This window comes from Rhodococcus sp. Z6_132, assembly GCF_058133635.1.
The window spans coordinates 684,831-699,499 of sequence record NZ_JBYUNP010000003.1; the positions used below are offsets into that span (position 1 = coordinate 684,831).

A 14,669-nucleotide genomic window follows, 5' to 3' on the forward strand; every position below is an offset into this window, starting at 1 on the left:
CGGGATCGCCACGCTCGGGCAGGCTGTGCGCCATGACAACCGCCCTGCTCGTGGTCTCCGCCGCCGACCACTGGACGCTGCGCGACGGAACCCGGCACCCCACCGGGTACTGGGCCGGGGAGCTGGTCGAGCCGCACCGCATCTTCACCGCGGCAGGCTGGACCGTCGACATCGCGACCCCATGCGGCAGGCCGCCGGTGGCTGACCCCAAGAGCCTCGGGCTCGCGGGCGGGCTACCGTCCACCGCCCGCAAGCACCGGCGCTACCTCGCCGCACTGGGCGCAACGCTCGAGCATCCGCTGGACCTGGCCGACGTCGACCCGGACGCCTACGACGTTGTTTTCTACGTCGGCGGGCACGGGCCGATGGCGGACCTCGCCACGGACACGACCTCCGGCGAGCTGCTGCGCCGCCGCCTCGCCTCCGGCAAGCCGCTGGCCCTGGTCTGCCACGGCCCCGCCGCCACCCTGGCCGCCACCCAACCCGACAGGGTGTGGCCCTTCGCCGGCTACCGGATGACGGGCCTGTCCAACCGCGAGGAGACGCTCAACGGCCTCGCCCGCACGGCGCCGTGGCTGCTGCAGGACCGCCTCACCGAGGCTGGCGCGCACTACCTGCGGGGCGCCACGCCGCTGTGGCCGTTCCTGGTCATCGACCGCAACCTGTACACCGGGCAGAACCCGGCCTCGGCCCGCCCGCTGGCCGAACGTCTGGTGGCCGACGTCGACGGCACCGCCGCGCTGGCCCTCCGCGTCAGCCGGGTGATCCCCGCCAGCCCACAGCAGCTGCACGCCGTGCTCAGCGACATCACCCGCATGGGGGAGCTGAGCCCGGAGACCACGGGCGCCCGCTGGCTGACCAAGGGCGAACGCTTCATCGCCGGCAACCGCATCGGCCCGGTGTACCGCTGGGCCACGCTGTGCCGGGTGATCGAGAACCAGCCCGGCAGCTCCTTCGCCTTCCACGTGGTGTGGCCGTCGCGCACCACCTGGCGCTACCAGCTGCGGGCGGTGGACGGCGGCACCGAAGTCACTGAGACGATGACCAAGGTGCCGCGCCAGGCTCTGCCAGTGCGGGTGATCCAGCGTCTGGCCGGCGTCACCGACCGCCGCGAGCACCTGCGGGCCGGGATGGCACGGACGCTGGAGCGCCTCGAAGCCGTCGCCACCCGCTGAGCTGTCAGTCAGCCGGCGCCCAGAGGCCCACTGTGAGCCGCCCGGTGGTGCCCAGGTCCACTTCCGAGCCACCACCCGCGCCGGCTCACCCGGTGCAGGGGTCACCGCCCCCGCAGCGGGTCAACTGCACCGCACGCTCACCCGTGGCGGCGTCCACCGGCCCACGCTGACGCCCACCCCCAGCGGGACGCGGACCCACGCCGCCGACCCGCACGGTCCTCATCGACCGATGTGCAACCGAGTGGGGGTGATGCGCTGCCAGATGAGCCGTTGCAGCAGCAGGGTGCAGGTACCGGCCAGGACGATCGCCACCAGGTTCAGGCCCAGCTGAGCGGCGGCGGAGACCACGTCGCCCCAGGCGCCGCAGGCCAGGCACACGGCCACGGTGCCCAGCGCCGGGATGGTCGTCACCGAGATGAACACACCCACCAGCACCTCCGACTTCGCGGTGGTCAGGGAGAGCATGCCGGCCACCCCAGCCAGGATCCCCACCACGAACGACCACCCGTCCGGGCTGACGATGAAGTCGGTGAGCGGGCCGCTGGTGGCCTGCTCCCGGGTGAACCCGCCCAGCTGGAACAGCACCCACCAGAAGATGGTGGCGATCATGGTGGCGATGGCGAAACCCACCACCAGCGCGCGCACGGCCAGGGGCACCATGCTGAGCCGGGGCCGGGCGAAGCCGAAGCACAGCGCAGCGATGGGCGCGAACTCCGGGCCCACCACCATCGCGCCCACGATCAGGATCGGCTGGTCAGTGATGCGGCCGACGCCGGCGAGGGCGGCGGCGATGGTCATGAAGGCGATGAACACCCACGACAACCGGGAGCTGTCCCGCAGCCGCTGCTCCACCGACTCCCACACCACCGCGTCATCAGGTGCGCCGGGGGCCGCCGCCTCCGCCCTGGTCGCGTCGTCCGAGAGCACGGTGTCCAGCTGCTCGATGCTGATCGAGCCCCGGTGCTGCACCTTCAGCGTGCGCAGACGCCCGATCACCGCGGTGGCGCTCTCCCTGGCGACGTCGGCCAGCAGCAGCGTCCCCGCGGGCTTGCGGAAGCCGCCGGGAACCACCGCCACGTTGGTGACCGTGTCGTCCTGCTCCAGGTCGGCCAGCACCTCGTCGACCAGGTCGGCGGGAACACGCAGTCGCAGGTGCAGCACCGGCTCATCATGGCACCGCGCGAGCGGGGAGCGGGCCAGGCGCGTGCAGCCGTGCCGCTGCGCCCGTAACCTCGCGGCGAATTGCCCGCGTGCGCAGAGGGAGCCCCATGACTGAGCCGACACCCGCGCACTCGTGGTGGCGCGACGCCGTGATCTACCAGGTGTACCCGCGCTCCTGGGCCGACTCCGACGGTGACGGGCTGGGGGACCTGCCCGGCATCACCGCCCACCTGCCGCACCTGGTCGAGCTGGGCGTCGACGCGCTCTGGCTCTCGCCGTTCTACCCCTCGCCGCAGCACGACGCCGGCTACGACGTGGCCGACTACTACGGCGTCGACCCGCGCTTCGGCACCCTGGCCGACGCCGACGCGCTGCTCACCCAGGCGCACGCGCTGGGGCTGCGGGTGATCGTCGACGTGGTGCCCAACCACTCCTCCAGCGAGCACCCGTGGTTCCAGCAGGCGCTGGCGTCGCCGCCGGGCAGCCCGCAGCGGGCGCGCTACCTCTTCCGGAACGGCAGGGGACCGGACGGTGCGCAGCCGCCGAACAACTGGCAGAGCACCTTCGGCGGCTCGGCGTGGGAGCGGGTGACCGAGGCCGACGGCACCCCGGGGCAGTGGTACCTGCACCTGTTCGACGTCACCCAGCCCGACTTCGACTGGACCAACCCGGAGGTGGCCACCGAGCTCGAGCGGGTGCTGCGGTTCTGGCTGGACCGCGGCGTGGACGGCTTCCGGGTGGACGTCGCGCACGGGCTGGTGAAGGCGGCCGGGCTGCCGGACGCACCGTCGGGCCGGCACGAGCTGCTGGGACCGACCGCGGACCAGCCGATGTGGGACCAGCCCGGGGTGCACGAGATCTACCGCAGCTGGCGCAAGCTCGCCGACTCCTACGGCGGGGCTGCCGGGGCCGGCGGGGACGTGCCGGGCGGGCAGCCGGCGGGAGAAGACTCAGCCCGCATCCTGGTCGCCGAGGCGTGGGTGAGCCCCAGCGCCGCCCTGGCCCGCTACGTGCGACCCGACGAGATGCACCAGTCGTTCAACTTCCCGTACCTGATGACGCCGTGGCTGGCCGAGGCGCAGCGCAGCACCATCACCGACGCGCTGGCTGCGGTGGCGCCCTATGACGCCCCGCAGACCTGGGTGCTGTCCAACCACGACGTGGTGCGGCACGCCTCCCGGCTGGGCTACCCGCAGCACCCGGGCCCGGCGCGCATCGCGGGCATCGGCCCCGGCGACCCGCAGCCCGACGCGCAGCTGGGCCTGCGACGGGCCCGGGCGGCCACCACGGTGATGCTGGCGCTGCCCGGCTCGGCCTACCTGTACCAGGGCGAGGAGCTGGGCCTGCCCGAGGCGACCCGGCTGCCCGACGAGGTGCGCCAGGACCCCACCTGGTTCCGCTCCGGCGACACCAACCCCGGCCGGGACGGGTGCCGCGTGCCCATGCCGTGGGTGGCCGACGCCCCGGCGTGCGGCTTCAGCCCGACGGGGCGGTCGTGGCTGCCGCAGCCGCCGGAGTACGCCGCCCTGGCCGTGTGCCAGCAGAGTGGGGTGGTGGGCTCGACGCTGGAGCTCTACCGGACGCTGCTGCGCACCCGCAAGGAGCTGGCGCTGGGCCGGGGGACGCTGACCTGGGTGCCGACCGACCACCAGCACCTGCTGGCCTTCGACGTGCGCACCGCCACCGGGCGGGTGCGGGTGCTGGCCAACGTCGGCGGCCCCCCGGTGCCGCTGCCTGCCGGCGCGCAGGTGCTGGTGTGCAGCGCCGCGGAGCCGGTGACTGACGTGCTGCCCACCGACACCACCGTGTGGTTGCGTCCCTGACCGGCGATCACGCCGTGCTGGGGTCCGGCGGATCGCTGCGTTGGGGGTCAGGGTGTGACGCAGGTGGCTTGGCGAGCGCCACGGCGGGCTCGGTTCCGCCCTGGTCGAGCCGGAAGGGTGGGTAGTGGTCGGTCATCAGCGCCGCGTAGGCGGCCACGCGCAGCACCCAGCGGTCCATCCCGAGCACGAAGTCGTAGATCGTGCGCAGGTACCGGCCGGTGAACAGCAGGGCGATTGCTGCGATTAGCACCAGCAGGGTCACCAGGCTCATCCCCGCGCCCGCGTTGTCGTCCCAGTCGTCGTTGTCGCCACCACGTCCGAACGACACCCCGCCGCCGGCGAACACGCCGACGACGAGGTAGTGCGGGATGGCGAGCAGCCACCACTTGACCAGCACCAGGCCCCGGGAAAGCTGCTCGGGGTAGGGGATGTGCAGGTGCGCGGGGTAGTCCCGCTTCTCCTCCAGGCTGAACGGCGGGTAGCGGTCGGTGCCCAGGGCGGCGTAGCCGTAGTAGTGCACCCGCCAGGACCAGCGCAGCACCCCGACGTTGAAGTCGAACAGCGATCGTGGGTAGCGGCCGGTGAACAGGATGGCGAAGAACGCGACCACGCTGAGGACCACGAAGGCCACCCACAGGAAGAACAGCACGATGTAGTGCGGGATGAGCAGCAGCCACTTGATGATCCACAGGCCGCGGGAGAGCTTCGGATCCAGCGTCGCGTCCACGCGGACGGGGTAGGGCGCAGGCTGTTCAGTCATGCCGTGCTCCTCGCCGTACCGCCCGGGCTGAGAGGTGAGGTGTTCGTGAGGTCAGACGCTGCTCTTGTGGTCCAAGGGTGTCAAGGTTGCCCGCCGCGTGCTCCGATCTCCCGCCGCATGCACGCGCGCGGCCAGCGGTCCAGGCCCTCGGCGGCCTCGGCGGTGCGGATGCGCCGCAGCCCCGGCGTCTCCTCCTCCCTGCTGAGGTGGCGAAAGCCCAGGCGCTGGTAGTACGGGCCGTTCCAGGGCACGTCGGTGAAGGTGGTCAGCGTGAGGGCGGCGCACCCGTGCGCTCGCGCCCAGCCCTCCAGGTGCTGCAGCAGGTCCGCCCCGAGGCCGCGGCCGGCGTGGTCCGGGTGCACCGAGACTTGGTCCACGTGCGCCTGCCCGTCCACCAGCGAGGCGAGCAGGTACGCCACCGGTCGGTCGTCGCCGTCGCCTGCGCCGTCGGCCCACACCCAGGCGCGGCCCTGCCGCTGGTAGGCCGCCAGCGCTGGCACCGGGAGCGGCTCGTCGTCGGCGACGCGGTGCATCCCCAGCTCGGCGAAGCAGCGGCCGGCCGCGCGCTCCACCTCGCGCAGCAACCCCAGCTCCGCGGCGCGGGCCCGGCGGATCACGCCGCTAGCGCGGGACCAGGCGCAGCGTGGTGGAGCGGGCCTCGTCGCTGGTGATCGAGTCGAGGATGTTCGCCGCGTACTGGGCGTACTTGCGGCGGTAGTCGGCGTCGATGCTGTTGTTCAGCGTGGCGTCGACGTCGGCGTTGGCGTCCACGAAGGTGACGTCCTGGGCCATCCCCCCAGCCTGCACCCGGCCCTCGTGGCGGGCGCGGGTGCCGCGGTACCACGCCGAGCCCGGCCCGTACACCGACCGCACGTAGAGGTCGTCGCCGTCGCGGACCACCCACACCGTCCGGGGGGAGCGCAGCGTGCCGTCGCGGCGCAGCGAGGAGATGGTCACCTCCTCCGGAGTGCCGATGCCGACAAGCTGGTCCTGGGTCCAGGTGGCCATAGCGTCCTCCGAGGGTCCGTGGCGGCGGCGTCTGCCCTCCAGCGTCCCTGTCCGGCTCCCGCCGCGCGACCACCAGGCCGGGAGATCGACCACCCGCCCCCGGCGGGAGACGTCTAGCGGCGGTCGACGAGCAGGTGCGACGCGGCCGCGCTGGCCGCCGCCACCCCGAGCACGGCGGGCCAGGCACCGACCTTCTTGGCCAGCGGGTGCGAGGCCCCGAAGCCGCCGAGGTAGAGCGCGGTCAGCGCCGCGGTCTCCTTGGGGCCACCCTTGGCCAGCCAGGTGCGCCCGGAGTACACCCCGGCCAGGCCGAGCACCACGCCGCCGAGCGGACGGATGCCGGTCTCCCGGGCCACGAGGTAGCCCCCGAGCAGGCCGAGAGCGGTGAACGGGGCGGTGGAGACGTCCTTGGCGTTGCGCAGCTTCATGACACGCATCGTATGTCGCGGTTCGCACCGCTGACCCCACCAGCCGGGTCACCACGCCGTGCGGCCAGCACGCCCGGGACGCCGCGCACCCGGCCGGGAAGGTGCGTACCGTGGTGGCCCGATGACTGCCTATGACGAGCTGACCGTGACCGGTCGCTGCGGCCCCGCGACCCTTGCCCTGCTGCACCGCCTGGTGAGCGAGGTGACCGCTGCCCGCACCGGCGTGACCGCCGACAGCTCCCTCCCCAGCTCCAGCGCGGAGGTGGAGCGGGTGCTCGCCGGCCTGCTGGACCGGCGCAACGCCGGCTTCCTGCTCACCTGCTGGGCCCAGGCGCACGACGAGGCCTCGCTGGAGCGGGTGTTTCGCACCGCGATCACCAACCGGCTCGACGACCAGGCGCACGCCTGGACCCAGGCCGGGGTGCAGCTGCGCCGGGCCGAGTCGCTGCTGCCGCTGGACGCCCGCTTCACCCGCCGCGTGAGCCCCGGCGGCGACGTGCTGGTGGGGCTGGCCGGGGGTCCCGAGGACACCTGGCAGGGCGAGGTGGACGACCTGGAGCGCGCCGCCGTGGCGGTGCTCGGCGCCGATGACATCGCCTCGGCCGCGCACGCCACCCACCAGGCCAGCGCCACCACCGACCTGGTGCGCGCCGTGCTGCACGGCATCCTCACCGCGGCGGGCGGTCCGGTACCGGCCGGGAAGCTGCTGACCGTGCTGCGCCGCCGGTTCCCGCTGCCCCCGGCCAAGGCGCCCAAGCCGGTGCTGGTGCCGTCGGTGGACACCGGGGCCACCCTGCCCGGGCCCGAGGCCGGGGTGCTGGCCCGCGACGCCGCCGACGAGATCTGGCAGTCGCTGTCTCCGCTGGACCGGGCGCTGGTGCCGCACCTCGGCCAGCCACCGGCCGAGCTGGCCACCGTCGCCGGCTCCAGCCCGGAGCAGGCGCAGGCCGCGGCCACCGACCTCGCCGACCGGCTGCGCGAGGCCTGCCGGGACGACGAGCTCGCCTTCGAGGTGCTCGCCCGCGTGCGCCAGCTCTGCACCGAGCGCCCCTGAGCAGCGGGCCGCGGGGGCCGTCGGGACGTACGTTGGAGACGAGCCGGTCGCGCTGTCGAGTGTGAAGGGGCGGGCGATGGACGACGCCGAGATCCTGCAGAAGATCCAGCAGCTGGTCAGCGACGAGCACGCCCTGCGCACTGCCGAGGAGCAGGGCGAGATCTCCCCGGAGGAGGAGAGCCGGCGCGTGCAGGCTCGGGAGCAGGCGCTGGACCAGTGCTGGGACCTGCTGCGCCAGCGCCGGGCCCGGCGCGACGCCGGCGAGGACCCGGACACCGCCGTACCCCGTCCCACCGAGGACGTGGAGGGCTACCTGCAGTGAGGCACGGCTAGGGTGCGCTGACCGCGGTCGTTGCCCGGGCGCGCCGCGGCACCCGCCAGGTGAGCAGCATGGCCAGCGCCAGCAGCAGCTCGGCGATGTCGCCACCGAAGTACATCAGCGAGGCCCCGGCCTGCAGGTCGTCGCTGGTGGTCGGGATGCGCACGTAGAGGTTGGCGTACATCAGCTGGGACAGGATGGCGTGCCCGGCGATGGCCACCCCCAGCACCACCAGCCGCGCCCTGACCGACAGCCGGTGCGGGCCCGGGTCGGGGCCGGCGATCACCCAGGCGAAGAGGTAGCCGGCGAGCAGGAAGTGCAGGTGCAGCAGGTGGTGGGCCAGGGGGTGGCTGCTGCTCCACGCGTACAGCGGGGTCAGGTACAGCAGGTACAGCGAGCCGAGGGTGAGCAGCAGCGCCACCACGGGGTTGGCGACCAGGCCCACCGGCCGGCTGCGCAGCACCGCCACCAGCCGCCGACCCGTGGTGGCGGAGACGTTGCGCAGCACCAGCGTGACGGGCGCGCCGAGCACCAGCCCGAGCGGGGCCAGCATGGCCAGCAGCAGGTGCTGGGCCATGTGCGCCTGGAAGGTGCCAGCGGGCAGCGGCAGCGCGTCGGGCACCAGCGCCCAGCCCAGCAGCGCCAGCCCACCCAGGAACGCGGCGGTGCGCCAGTGCTGCCAGCCGCGGCCGTCGCGGTCGGTGCGCAGCGCCCCCACCAGGTACGCCGCGGCGAACAGGCCCAGCACGGCGAGCACCACCGGACTGGCGCCCGTGCCGGTGGCGTGGGTGTGCGCGTCGTGCGCGAGCATCAGCGGGGGGCGGTGGCGACCGGGGTGGTGGTGCGGCGGGAGGACGGTCGCGCGAGCAGCCAGCCGACGACCACCAGCACCGCTCCCAGGGCGAGGAACCCGAGGTCCCACCACGTCTGGTTGGGGCCGCTGCGCACGTGGTGGATGCCCAGGACGTGGTGGTCAATGATGCCCTCCACCAGGTTGAACAAGCCCCAGCCCACCAGGATCCAGCCCCACAGCGGTGCGGCTCGCCAGCTGTGCACCTGGCCGGAGCTGAGCCGGGAGAACAGCAGCGCCAGCCCGATCAGCACCGCCAGCCAGGTGAAGGTGTGGAAGAAGCCGTCCCAGAGGGTGTTGATCTCCAGTCCGTGCACGGTGTCCTGCGGGTAGAAGGCGACGCCCACCCGGTCGGTGTCGGTGCTGGTGAGCATGTGGTGCCACTGCAGGATCTGGTGCAGCAGGATGCCGTCCACGAAGCCACCGAGGCCCACGCCGAGCACGATGCCCGGCGCGCGCAGCGCGGCGGAGGGGGTGCGGGCATCAGGCGGCGTGCTCATCGTGCTCGCTGGCGCTCGGTGGCCACGCCGGGCTTGCTGCGGTCGGAGTGCGTGCCGGTGGCGTCGCTGGCCTCGGCGAGCCGCTGGTGCAGGCGGTCCTTGACCTCCTCCGGGGTGTAGCTGCGGCGCTGCCGCTGGTTGCGCGCGACCACCCCGCCCGTGGCCACCACACCCGCTAGTCCTGCTACTCCCAGCACTTTCCACCATCGCATGCGGCCCAGGCTACGTCGCTGCGCCAAGCCTTCTCGGCCCTCCGGGGGACCTAGGCTGCGGGGATGACCGGTACCAGCGTCACCCTCGACCACGCGCTGGAGATGACCCGCACCGGCGACGTCTGGCTCTTCCGGGGCCGCTCCGGCGCCGACCGCGCCATCCGTGCCCTCACCAACGCCCCGGTCAACCACGTGGGCATGGCCGTGGTGATCGACGACCTGCCACCGCTGATGTGGCACGCCGAGCTGGGTCGCTCCCTGCCCGACGCCTGGACCGGCAACCACCAGCGCGGCGTGCAGCTGCACGACATGCGCCAGGCGGTGCTGACCTGGGCCGGCCGCTACGACCAGCGCCCCTGGCTGCGCCAGCTGCTGAGCCCGGTGACCGAGGAGCAGGAGGGCGCGGTGCTGCGCACCATCGCCCGGCTGGACGGCACGCCGTTTCCCAGCACCGCCACGATGGCGGGCCGGTGGCTCACCGGGCGGGCGCTGCGCCGCAACCGGGTCAAGCACCGCGCGGTGGAGACGGCCTACTGCGCGGAGGTGCTGGCCCTGACCTACCAGGCGATGGGGCTGCTGCCCGACGACCGCAAGGCCAGCTGGTACGACCCCGGCCGGTTCTGGAGCGGCGACGACCTGCCCCTGCTGGGTGGGGCCGAGCTGGGCGGGGAGATCGCCGTGGACGTCAGCCTGGAGGAGCTCGCCGCCTACCCGCCGGTGGCCTAGCCCGCTGCCGGACCCGGGCTACCGTGGCGGGGGAGGCCCTGCAGCAGAGGAGTCCCCCATGCCGGTCATCGCCATCGTCGGAGCAGGCCCCGGGCTGGGGCTCTCCCTCGCCAAGACCTTTGGCGCACAGAACTTTCAGGTGGCGCTGATCTCCCGGTCGCAGCAGCGCCTGGACGGGCTCGTGGCCCAGCTCGACGCCGCCGGCATCGAGGCGGCGGCCTTCCCCGCCGACGTCCGCGACCCCACCTCGCTGGTGGAGGCCTTCGACGGGGTTACCGACCGGTTCGACGCGGTGGACGTGCTCGAGTTCTCCCCGGCCCCGTACCGGCCTGCTCCGGAGCTGGCGGTGGCCGACCCGCTGGAGGTCACCGTGGCCAACCTGCGGCCGCAGATCGAGTACTACCTGTACGGCGCGGTCACCGCCGCCCAGCAGGTGCTGCCGCCGATGATCGACGACGAGGTGGGGACGCTGTTGTTCACCACTGGCGCCGGCTCGGTGACGCCGCACCCCAGGATGGGCAACGTCAACGCCGCGGCCGCAGCGCTGCGCAGCTGGGTGCTCGACCTCAACCAGGTGGCGGCCGAGCTGGGTGTCTACGCCGCGCACGTCGCCATCAACACCGGGATCGGCTCCGGGCCACCGGACGCGGAGGCCGACGAAATCGCCAAGGCCTACTGGGACCTCTACGTCCGGCGCGACCGGGCCGAGCTGGTCTACACCGCGTGAGGAGGACCGTGCCGTGAGGAGGACCGTGCCGTGACCCAGCACTGTGCCGTGACCCAGGACCGTGCCGTGACCCCTGCGGGGTGCCGGCGGTGAAGGTCACCGTCTTCGGGTCGACCAGCGACGTGGGCCGGCTCGCGGTGCGCGTCCTGCTGGACAACGGCCACTCCGTGCGCGCCTACGTGCACGAGGCGGTGCTGCCGCCGGCGAGCTGGTCCGCCGACGTGGACGTGGTGGTCGGGGAGATCACCGACCGCGTGGCAGTCGGCTCCGCGGTGGCCGGGGCGGAGGCGGTGGTGAGCACGCTCTGGCCGACGCTCAACCGCCGGCGGGTGGGCCCGCCCCTGGTGGAGGGCACCCGGCTGGTGGTGGAGGCCATGCTGGGGCACGGGGTGCGCCGCTACGTCGGCAACGCCACGCCGTGCGTGCTCGACCCGCGGGAGAGCCCCACGACGCAGACCCGGGTGGTGTCCTGGCTGACCCGGACCCTCCTGCCGCGGGCGTACCGCGAGGTGGTGGGCATGTCCAACGCCGTCATGCGCACCTCCCTGGAGTGGACCATCGTGCGCGTCATCCTGCCCACCGGCGGCCCGGGCGTCGGCGTGCGGCACGTGGGCTTCTTCGGCACCGACCGCATCGGCTGGCAGGTGAGCAAGGCCGACCTCGCCACGTTCACCGCCGACCAGGTGGACAGCCGCCGCTTCCTGCGCGCCGCCCCCGCCATCAGCAGCTGAGTCCCGGTGCCGGCGGGCCGCTCCTGCACCGCCGCCGAGGATTTGGTGGACTGGCAGGGCACACCGGTTCCGTCAGGAGAGCGAGCACGCGATGCAGCAGAGCACCGAGCCCATCTGGTCGCCCGGCCCGGAGGCCGAGCACAGCCAGCTCGCCGCGTTCGCCCGCAAGGCCGGTGACCTCGCCGGGCGCGACCTGTCCGACTACGCCGACCTGCTCGCCTGGTCCACCACCGAGCTGGAGCAGTTCTGGGAGCTGGTCTGGCAGCACTTCGACGTCCGCTCGGCCACCCCGTACACCCAGGTGCTCTCCGGCCGGGAGATGCCCGGCGCCGACTGGTTCACCGGCGCGACGCTGAGCTACGTCGAGCACGCGCTGCGCGGCCCGGCCGAGGCGCGGGCCGTGGTGGAGACCAACGAGGCCGGCGATTCGGTCACCACCACCCTCGGCCAGCTGCGCAGCGAGGTCGCCGCCGTGGCCGCGGCGCTGCGCGGGCTGGGGGTGCAGCAGGGCGACCGCGTCGTCGGCTACCTGCCCAACACCCGGGTCTCGCTGGTCGCCTTCCTGGCCACCGCCTCCCTCGGCGCCACCTGGTCGGCCTGCGGGCAGGACTACGGCCCCGCCGCCGCCACCGACCGCTTCGCCCAGCTGGAGCCCACCGTGCTCGTCGCCGCCGACGGCTACCGGTTCAGCGGCACCACCGTCGACCGCCGCGACGCCGCCGCCGAGCTGGCCGCCGGGCTCCCCACCCTGCGAGCGGTGGTGCACGTGGACCACGTCGGCGCCGGTGAGCCCGCCCCGCTGGCCGGGGAAGTGCGCACCCTGGCGTGGGCGCAGGCCCTGGCCACCACCGACGCCGAGGGCAACCCGCACCCGCTGGACGTCGTGGACGTCGCGTTCGACCACCCGCTGTGGGTGCTGTTCTCCTCCGGCACCACCGGCAAGCCCAAGGGCATCGTGCACAGCCACGGCGGGGTGCTGCTGGTGCACCTGGCGGCGCTGGGCCTGCAGCTCGACCTCGGGCCCGACGACACCTTCTTCTGGTACACCAACACCAACTGGATGATGTGGAACCTCACCGTCGCCGGCCTGCTGGTGGGCTCGGCGGTGGTGCTGCACGACGGCAGCCCTGTCTTCCCGAGCCCGGACACCCTCTGGCAGGTGGTGGAGCGGGAGGGCGTCACCGTCTTCGGGCTCAGCCCCGGCTACCTGCTGGCCTGCGAGAAGGCGGGCCTGGTGCCGGGCCGCCAGCACGACCTGTCGGCGCTGCGCACCATCGGCAGCACCGGCTCCACCCTGCACCTGTCGGCCTACGGCTACGTGCACGACGCGGTGGCCGAGCGGGTGCAGCTGGTGTCCACCAGCGGCGGCACCGACGTGGCCTGCGCCTTCGTCGGTGGCGCCCCCACGGTGCCGGTGCACGCCGGCGAGATCCCGGCCGCCGCGCTCGGGGTGGCGCTGGACGCCTACGGCCCGGAGGGGCAGTCGCTGCGCGGGGAGGTCGGTGAGCTGGTGGTGACCGAGCCGATGCCGTCCATGCCGGTGTTCTTCTGGGACGACGAGGACGGCTCGCGGTACCGGGCGGCGTACTTCGACACCTACCCGGGGGTGTGGCGCCACGGCGACTGGATCACCCTCACCGACCGCGGCAGCGTGGTGGTGCACGGGCGCTCGGACTCCACCCTCAACCGCAACGGGGTGCGGCTGGGCAGCGCGGACATCTACGAGGTGGTGGAGGCCTTCGAGGAGGTGGCCGAGGCACTGGTGATCGGGGCGGAGATGCCCGACGGCAGCTACTGGATGCCGATGTTCCTGGTGCTCGCCGAGGGCGCCACCCTGGACGACGACCTGCGCGCGCGCATCGTGGCCGCGCTGCGCCGGGACGCCTCGCCCCGGCACGTGCCCAGCGAGCTGATCCCGGTGGCCGCCATCCCGCACACCCGCACCGGCAAGAAGCTCGAGGTTCCGGTGAAGCGGGTGCTGCAGGGTGCCGACCCGGGGACCGCGTTGAGCCTTGGGGCAGTTGATGATCCGTCACTCATCGACCAGTTCGTGCGGCTGGGCGCCGAGCGCAGGGCCGCCACCGCCAACCCCTGATCCACCCGCCGCAGGGCGGTGACCTGCGGCTTCGTTCTGCGTACCCCCGCAGACTGCCTATCCTTTGTGACTCACAACACATGTGTCACAAAGGGGCGGCTATGGGTGAAGGCGGAGCTTCCGGGGGACCGGGCGACGGCAAGGCGAACTTCGACCACATCTACGACGAGCCCGACCCGCGGGAGTACTTCCGGACCCTGGCGCGCTACGACTACGAGATCCCCCAGCAGGCCGAGCCGGTCTTCCGCCAGCTGCTCGCTGCCCGGGAGGAGGCTCCCGACGCCGACGACGTGCATCCGCCCTGGGTGCTCGACCTGTGCTGCTCCTACGGCATCAACGCCGCGCTGCTGTGCTGCGAGGTGACGCTGGCCGAGCTCTTCGCCCGCTACACCGGCGCCGAGCTCGCCGACGTGTCCACCGACGAGCTGGCCGAGGCCGACACCGCGTTCTACGCCGAGCGGCGTCGGGCGGCAGCCCCGCGGGTGGGTGGGCTGGACCTTGCCGGCAACGCGGTGGCCTACGCCCGGCGAGTGGGGCTGCTCGACGACGGCTGGTCGGAGAACCTGGAGGAGCAGCTGCCCTCGCCGGAGCTCAACGACCACCTGGGGCAGGTGAGCCTGGTGACGGCCACCGGGGGAGTCGGCTACATCACCGCCCGCACCTTCGACAGCGTGGTGCAGCCGCGACCGGACGGCCAGCTGCCGTGGGTGGCGGCCTTCGTGCTGCGCACCTACTCCTACGCCGGGGTGGCGGAGCTGCTGTCCCAGCGCGGGCTGGTCACCGAGGTGCTGGGCGGCTGCCCGTTCCCGCAGCGCCGGTTCGCCAACGACGCCGAGCGAGAGGCCGCGCTGGGTGCCGTGGTCCGCAACGGGCACGACCCGGCGGGGCAGGAGGACGGCGGGAGGTACTACGCCGACCTCTACCTGTCCCGGCCGCCGGAGGACGCCGCTCGCCGCTCGGTGGAGGAGGTGCTGGCCGACGTGGTGGCGAGCAGGGGCGGCGACACCTAGCCGAACGTGTCACCCGCCCGCGTCGGGGGAGCGGGGCGACAGACAGCCAGCGACCCCGGACCGTGAAGCTCGTGGTCCGGGGCCGCTGGG

17 protein-coding genes are annotated in these 14,669 nt (G+C 73.4%); 9 read left to right on the forward strand and 8 right to left on the reverse strand.

What is annotated here, in order from left to right; genetic code table 11:
- The first annotated feature begins 32 nt into the window (after positions 1-32).
- Positions 33-1,175: a DJ-1/PfpI family protein gene (locus tag AC3YO9_RS16410; protein WP_489983917.1), complete on the forward strand. Its 1,143-nt coding sequence runs from the start codon at positions 33-35 to the stop codon at positions 1,173-1,175.
- Positions 1,176-1,394: 219 nt separating this feature from the next.
- On the opposite strand, the gene AC3YO9_RS16415 is transcribed toward AC3YO9_RS16410, so the two are convergent.
- Positions 1,395-2,336, reverse strand: a complete 942-nt coding sequence (locus AC3YO9_RS16415) for a DUF389 domain-containing protein (protein WP_489983918.1) — start codon at positions 2,334-2,336, stop codon at positions 1,395-1,397.
- 107 nt (positions 2,337-2,443) lie between these two features.
- Between AC3YO9_RS16415 and AC3YO9_RS16420 the strand changes: the two genes are divergently transcribed.
- A complete protein-coding gene (locus AC3YO9_RS16420; protein ID WP_489983919.1) occupies positions 2,444-4,159 on the forward strand; it encodes a glycoside hydrolase family 13 protein in 1,716 nt (571 codons plus the stop codon).
- A 7-nt stretch (positions 4,160-4,166) separates the two neighbouring features.
- On the opposite strand, the gene AC3YO9_RS16425 is transcribed toward AC3YO9_RS16420, so the two are convergent.
- The 4 genes from AC3YO9_RS16425 to AC3YO9_RS16440 all read right to left on the reverse strand — a co-directional run bounded on the left by AC3YO9_RS16425 (position 4,167) and on the right by AC3YO9_RS16440 (position 6,364).
- Positions 4,167-4,919: a DUF4389 domain-containing protein gene (locus AC3YO9_RS16425; RefSeq protein ID WP_489983920.1), complete on the reverse strand. Its 753-nt coding sequence runs from the start codon at positions 4,917-4,919 to the stop codon at positions 4,167-4,169.
- Positions 4,920-4,999: 80 nt separating this feature from the next.
- Complete coding sequence (locus tag AC3YO9_RS16430) at positions 5,000-5,536, reverse strand: GNAT family N-acetyltransferase (protein ID WP_489983921.1); 537 nt, start codon at positions 5,534-5,536, stop codon at positions 5,000-5,002.
- 4 nt (positions 5,537-5,540) lie between these two features.
- A complete protein-coding gene (locus AC3YO9_RS16435) occupies positions 5,541-5,927 on the reverse strand; it encodes a DUF2255 family protein (protein ID WP_489983922.1) in 387 nt (128 codons plus the stop codon).
- Between the two features lie 113 nt (positions 5,928-6,040).
- Positions 6,041-6,364, reverse strand: coding sequence for a hypothetical protein (locus AC3YO9_RS16440; protein WP_489983923.1), 324 nt, complete (start codon positions 6,362-6,364; stop codon positions 6,041-6,043).
- A gap of 112 nt (positions 6,365-6,476) precedes the next feature.
- On the opposite strand from AC3YO9_RS16440, the gene AC3YO9_RS16445 reads away from it, so the two are divergent.
- Positions 6,477-7,409 (forward strand): hypothetical protein, encoded by a 933-nt coding sequence (locus AC3YO9_RS16445; protein WP_127782446.1) that lies wholly within the window; start codon positions 6,477-6,479, stop codon positions 7,407-7,409.
- A gap of 76 nt (positions 7,410-7,485) precedes the next feature.
- Entirely contained in the window at positions 7,486-7,731 is a 246-nt protein-coding gene (locus tag AC3YO9_RS16450; RefSeq protein ID WP_489983924.1) for a DUF2630 family protein, read from the forward strand.
- A 7-nt stretch (positions 7,732-7,738) separates the two neighbouring features.
- Here AC3YO9_RS16450 and AC3YO9_RS16455 read toward each other — a convergent pair whose 3' ends face one another.
- The 3 genes from AC3YO9_RS16455 to AC3YO9_RS16465 are packed head-to-tail and all read right to left on the reverse strand — an operon-like array spanning position 7,739 to position 9,290.
- Entirely contained in the window at positions 7,739-8,539 is an 801-nt protein-coding gene (locus tag AC3YO9_RS16455) for a cytochrome c oxidase assembly protein (RefSeq protein ID WP_489983925.1), read from the reverse strand.
- Entirely contained in the window at positions 8,539-9,078 is a 540-nt protein-coding gene (locus AC3YO9_RS16460; protein ID WP_489983926.1) for a DUF2243 domain-containing protein, read from the reverse strand. Before AC3YO9_RS16460 ends, AC3YO9_RS16455 begins: the two co-directional genes overlap by 1 nt.
- Entirely contained in the window at positions 9,075-9,290 is a 216-nt protein-coding gene (locus AC3YO9_RS16465; protein ID WP_127782449.1) for a hypothetical protein, read from the reverse strand. The genes AC3YO9_RS16460 and AC3YO9_RS16465 overlap by 4 nt, the downstream gene beginning before the upstream one ends.
- A gap of 63 nt (positions 9,291-9,353) precedes the next feature.
- On the opposite strand from AC3YO9_RS16465, the gene AC3YO9_RS16470 reads away from it, so the two are divergent.
- From AC3YO9_RS16470 to AC3YO9_RS16490, 5 genes are all read left to right on the forward strand, one after another.
- Complete coding sequence (locus AC3YO9_RS16470; RefSeq protein WP_127782450.1) at positions 9,354-10,016, forward strand: hypothetical protein; 663 nt, start codon at positions 9,354-9,356, stop codon at positions 10,014-10,016.
- A 58-nt stretch (positions 10,017-10,074) separates the two neighbouring features.
- Positions 10,075-10,743 (forward strand): SDR family NAD(P)-dependent oxidoreductase, encoded by a 669-nt coding sequence (locus tag AC3YO9_RS16475; protein WP_489983927.1) that lies wholly within the window; start codon positions 10,075-10,077, stop codon positions 10,741-10,743.
- A gap of 89 nt (positions 10,744-10,832) precedes the next feature.
- Positions 10,833-11,474 (forward strand): NAD(P)-dependent oxidoreductase, encoded by a 642-nt coding sequence (locus AC3YO9_RS16480; RefSeq protein WP_489983928.1) that lies wholly within the window; start codon positions 10,833-10,835, stop codon positions 11,472-11,474.
- A 91-nt stretch (positions 11,475-11,565) separates the two neighbouring features.
- The gene (locus AC3YO9_RS16485; RefSeq protein WP_489983929.1) at positions 11,566-13,569 is read left to right on the forward strand and encodes an acetoacetate--CoA ligase; all 2,004 of its coding nucleotides are present in this window, start codon (positions 11,566-11,568) and stop codon (positions 13,567-13,569) included.
- A 101-nt stretch (positions 13,570-13,670) separates the two neighbouring features.
- Positions 13,671-14,579: a class I SAM-dependent methyltransferase gene (locus AC3YO9_RS16490; RefSeq protein ID WP_489983930.1), complete on the forward strand. Its 909-nt coding sequence runs from the start codon at positions 13,671-13,673 to the stop codon at positions 14,577-14,579.
- Positions 14,580-14,669: the final 90 nt, after the last annotated feature.

Coding starts and splice junctions, on each gene's coding strand:
- AC3YO9_RS16440 (WP_489983923.1), bottom strand. CDS start 6,364: ATGCGTGTCATGAAGCTGCGCAACGCCAAGGACGTCTCCACCGCCCCG.
- AC3YO9_RS16475 (WP_489983927.1), top strand. CDS start 10,075: ATGCCGGTCATCGCCATCGTCGGAGCAGGCCCCGGGCTGGGGCTCTCC.
- AC3YO9_RS16465 (WP_127782449.1), bottom strand. CDS start 9,290: ATGCGATGGTGGAAAGTGCTGGGAGTAGCAGGACTAGCGGGTGTGGTG.
- AC3YO9_RS16450 (WP_489983924.1), top strand. CDS start 7,486: ATGGACGACGCCGAGATCCTGCAGAAGATCCAGCAGCTGGTCAGCGAC.
- AC3YO9_RS16470 (WP_127782450.1), top strand. CDS start 9,354: ATGACCGGTACCAGCGTCACCCTCGACCACGCGCTGGAGATGACCCGC.
- AC3YO9_RS16445 (WP_127782446.1), top strand. CDS start 6,477: ATGACTGCCTATGACGAGCTGACCGTGACCGGTCGCTGCGGCCCCGCG.
- AC3YO9_RS16455 (WP_489983925.1), bottom strand. CDS start 8,539: ATGCTCGCGCACGACGCGCACACCCACGCCACCGGCACGGGCGCCAGT.
- AC3YO9_RS16490 (WP_489983930.1), top strand. CDS start 13,671: ATGGGTGAAGGCGGAGCTTCCGGGGGACCGGGCGACGGCAAGGCGAAC.
- AC3YO9_RS16485 (WP_489983929.1), top strand. CDS start 11,566: ATGCAGCAGAGCACCGAGCCCATCTGGTCGCCCGGCCCGGAGGCCGAG.
- AC3YO9_RS16460 (WP_489983926.1), bottom strand. CDS start 9,078: ATGAGCACGCCGCCTGATGCCCGCACCCCCTCCGCCGCGCTGCGCGCG.
- AC3YO9_RS16420 (WP_489983919.1), top strand. CDS start 2,444: ATGACTGAGCCGACACCCGCGCACTCGTGGTGGCGCGACGCCGTGATC.
- AC3YO9_RS16425 (WP_489983920.1), bottom strand. CDS start 4,919: ATGACTGAACAGCCTGCGCCCTACCCCGTCCGCGTGGACGCGACGCTG.
- AC3YO9_RS16435 (WP_489983922.1), bottom strand. CDS start 5,927: ATGGCCACCTGGACCCAGGACCAGCTTGTCGGCATCGGCACTCCGGAG.
- AC3YO9_RS16410 (WP_489983917.1), top strand. CDS start 33: ATGACAACCGCCCTGCTCGTGGTCTCCGCCGCCGACCACTGGACGCTG.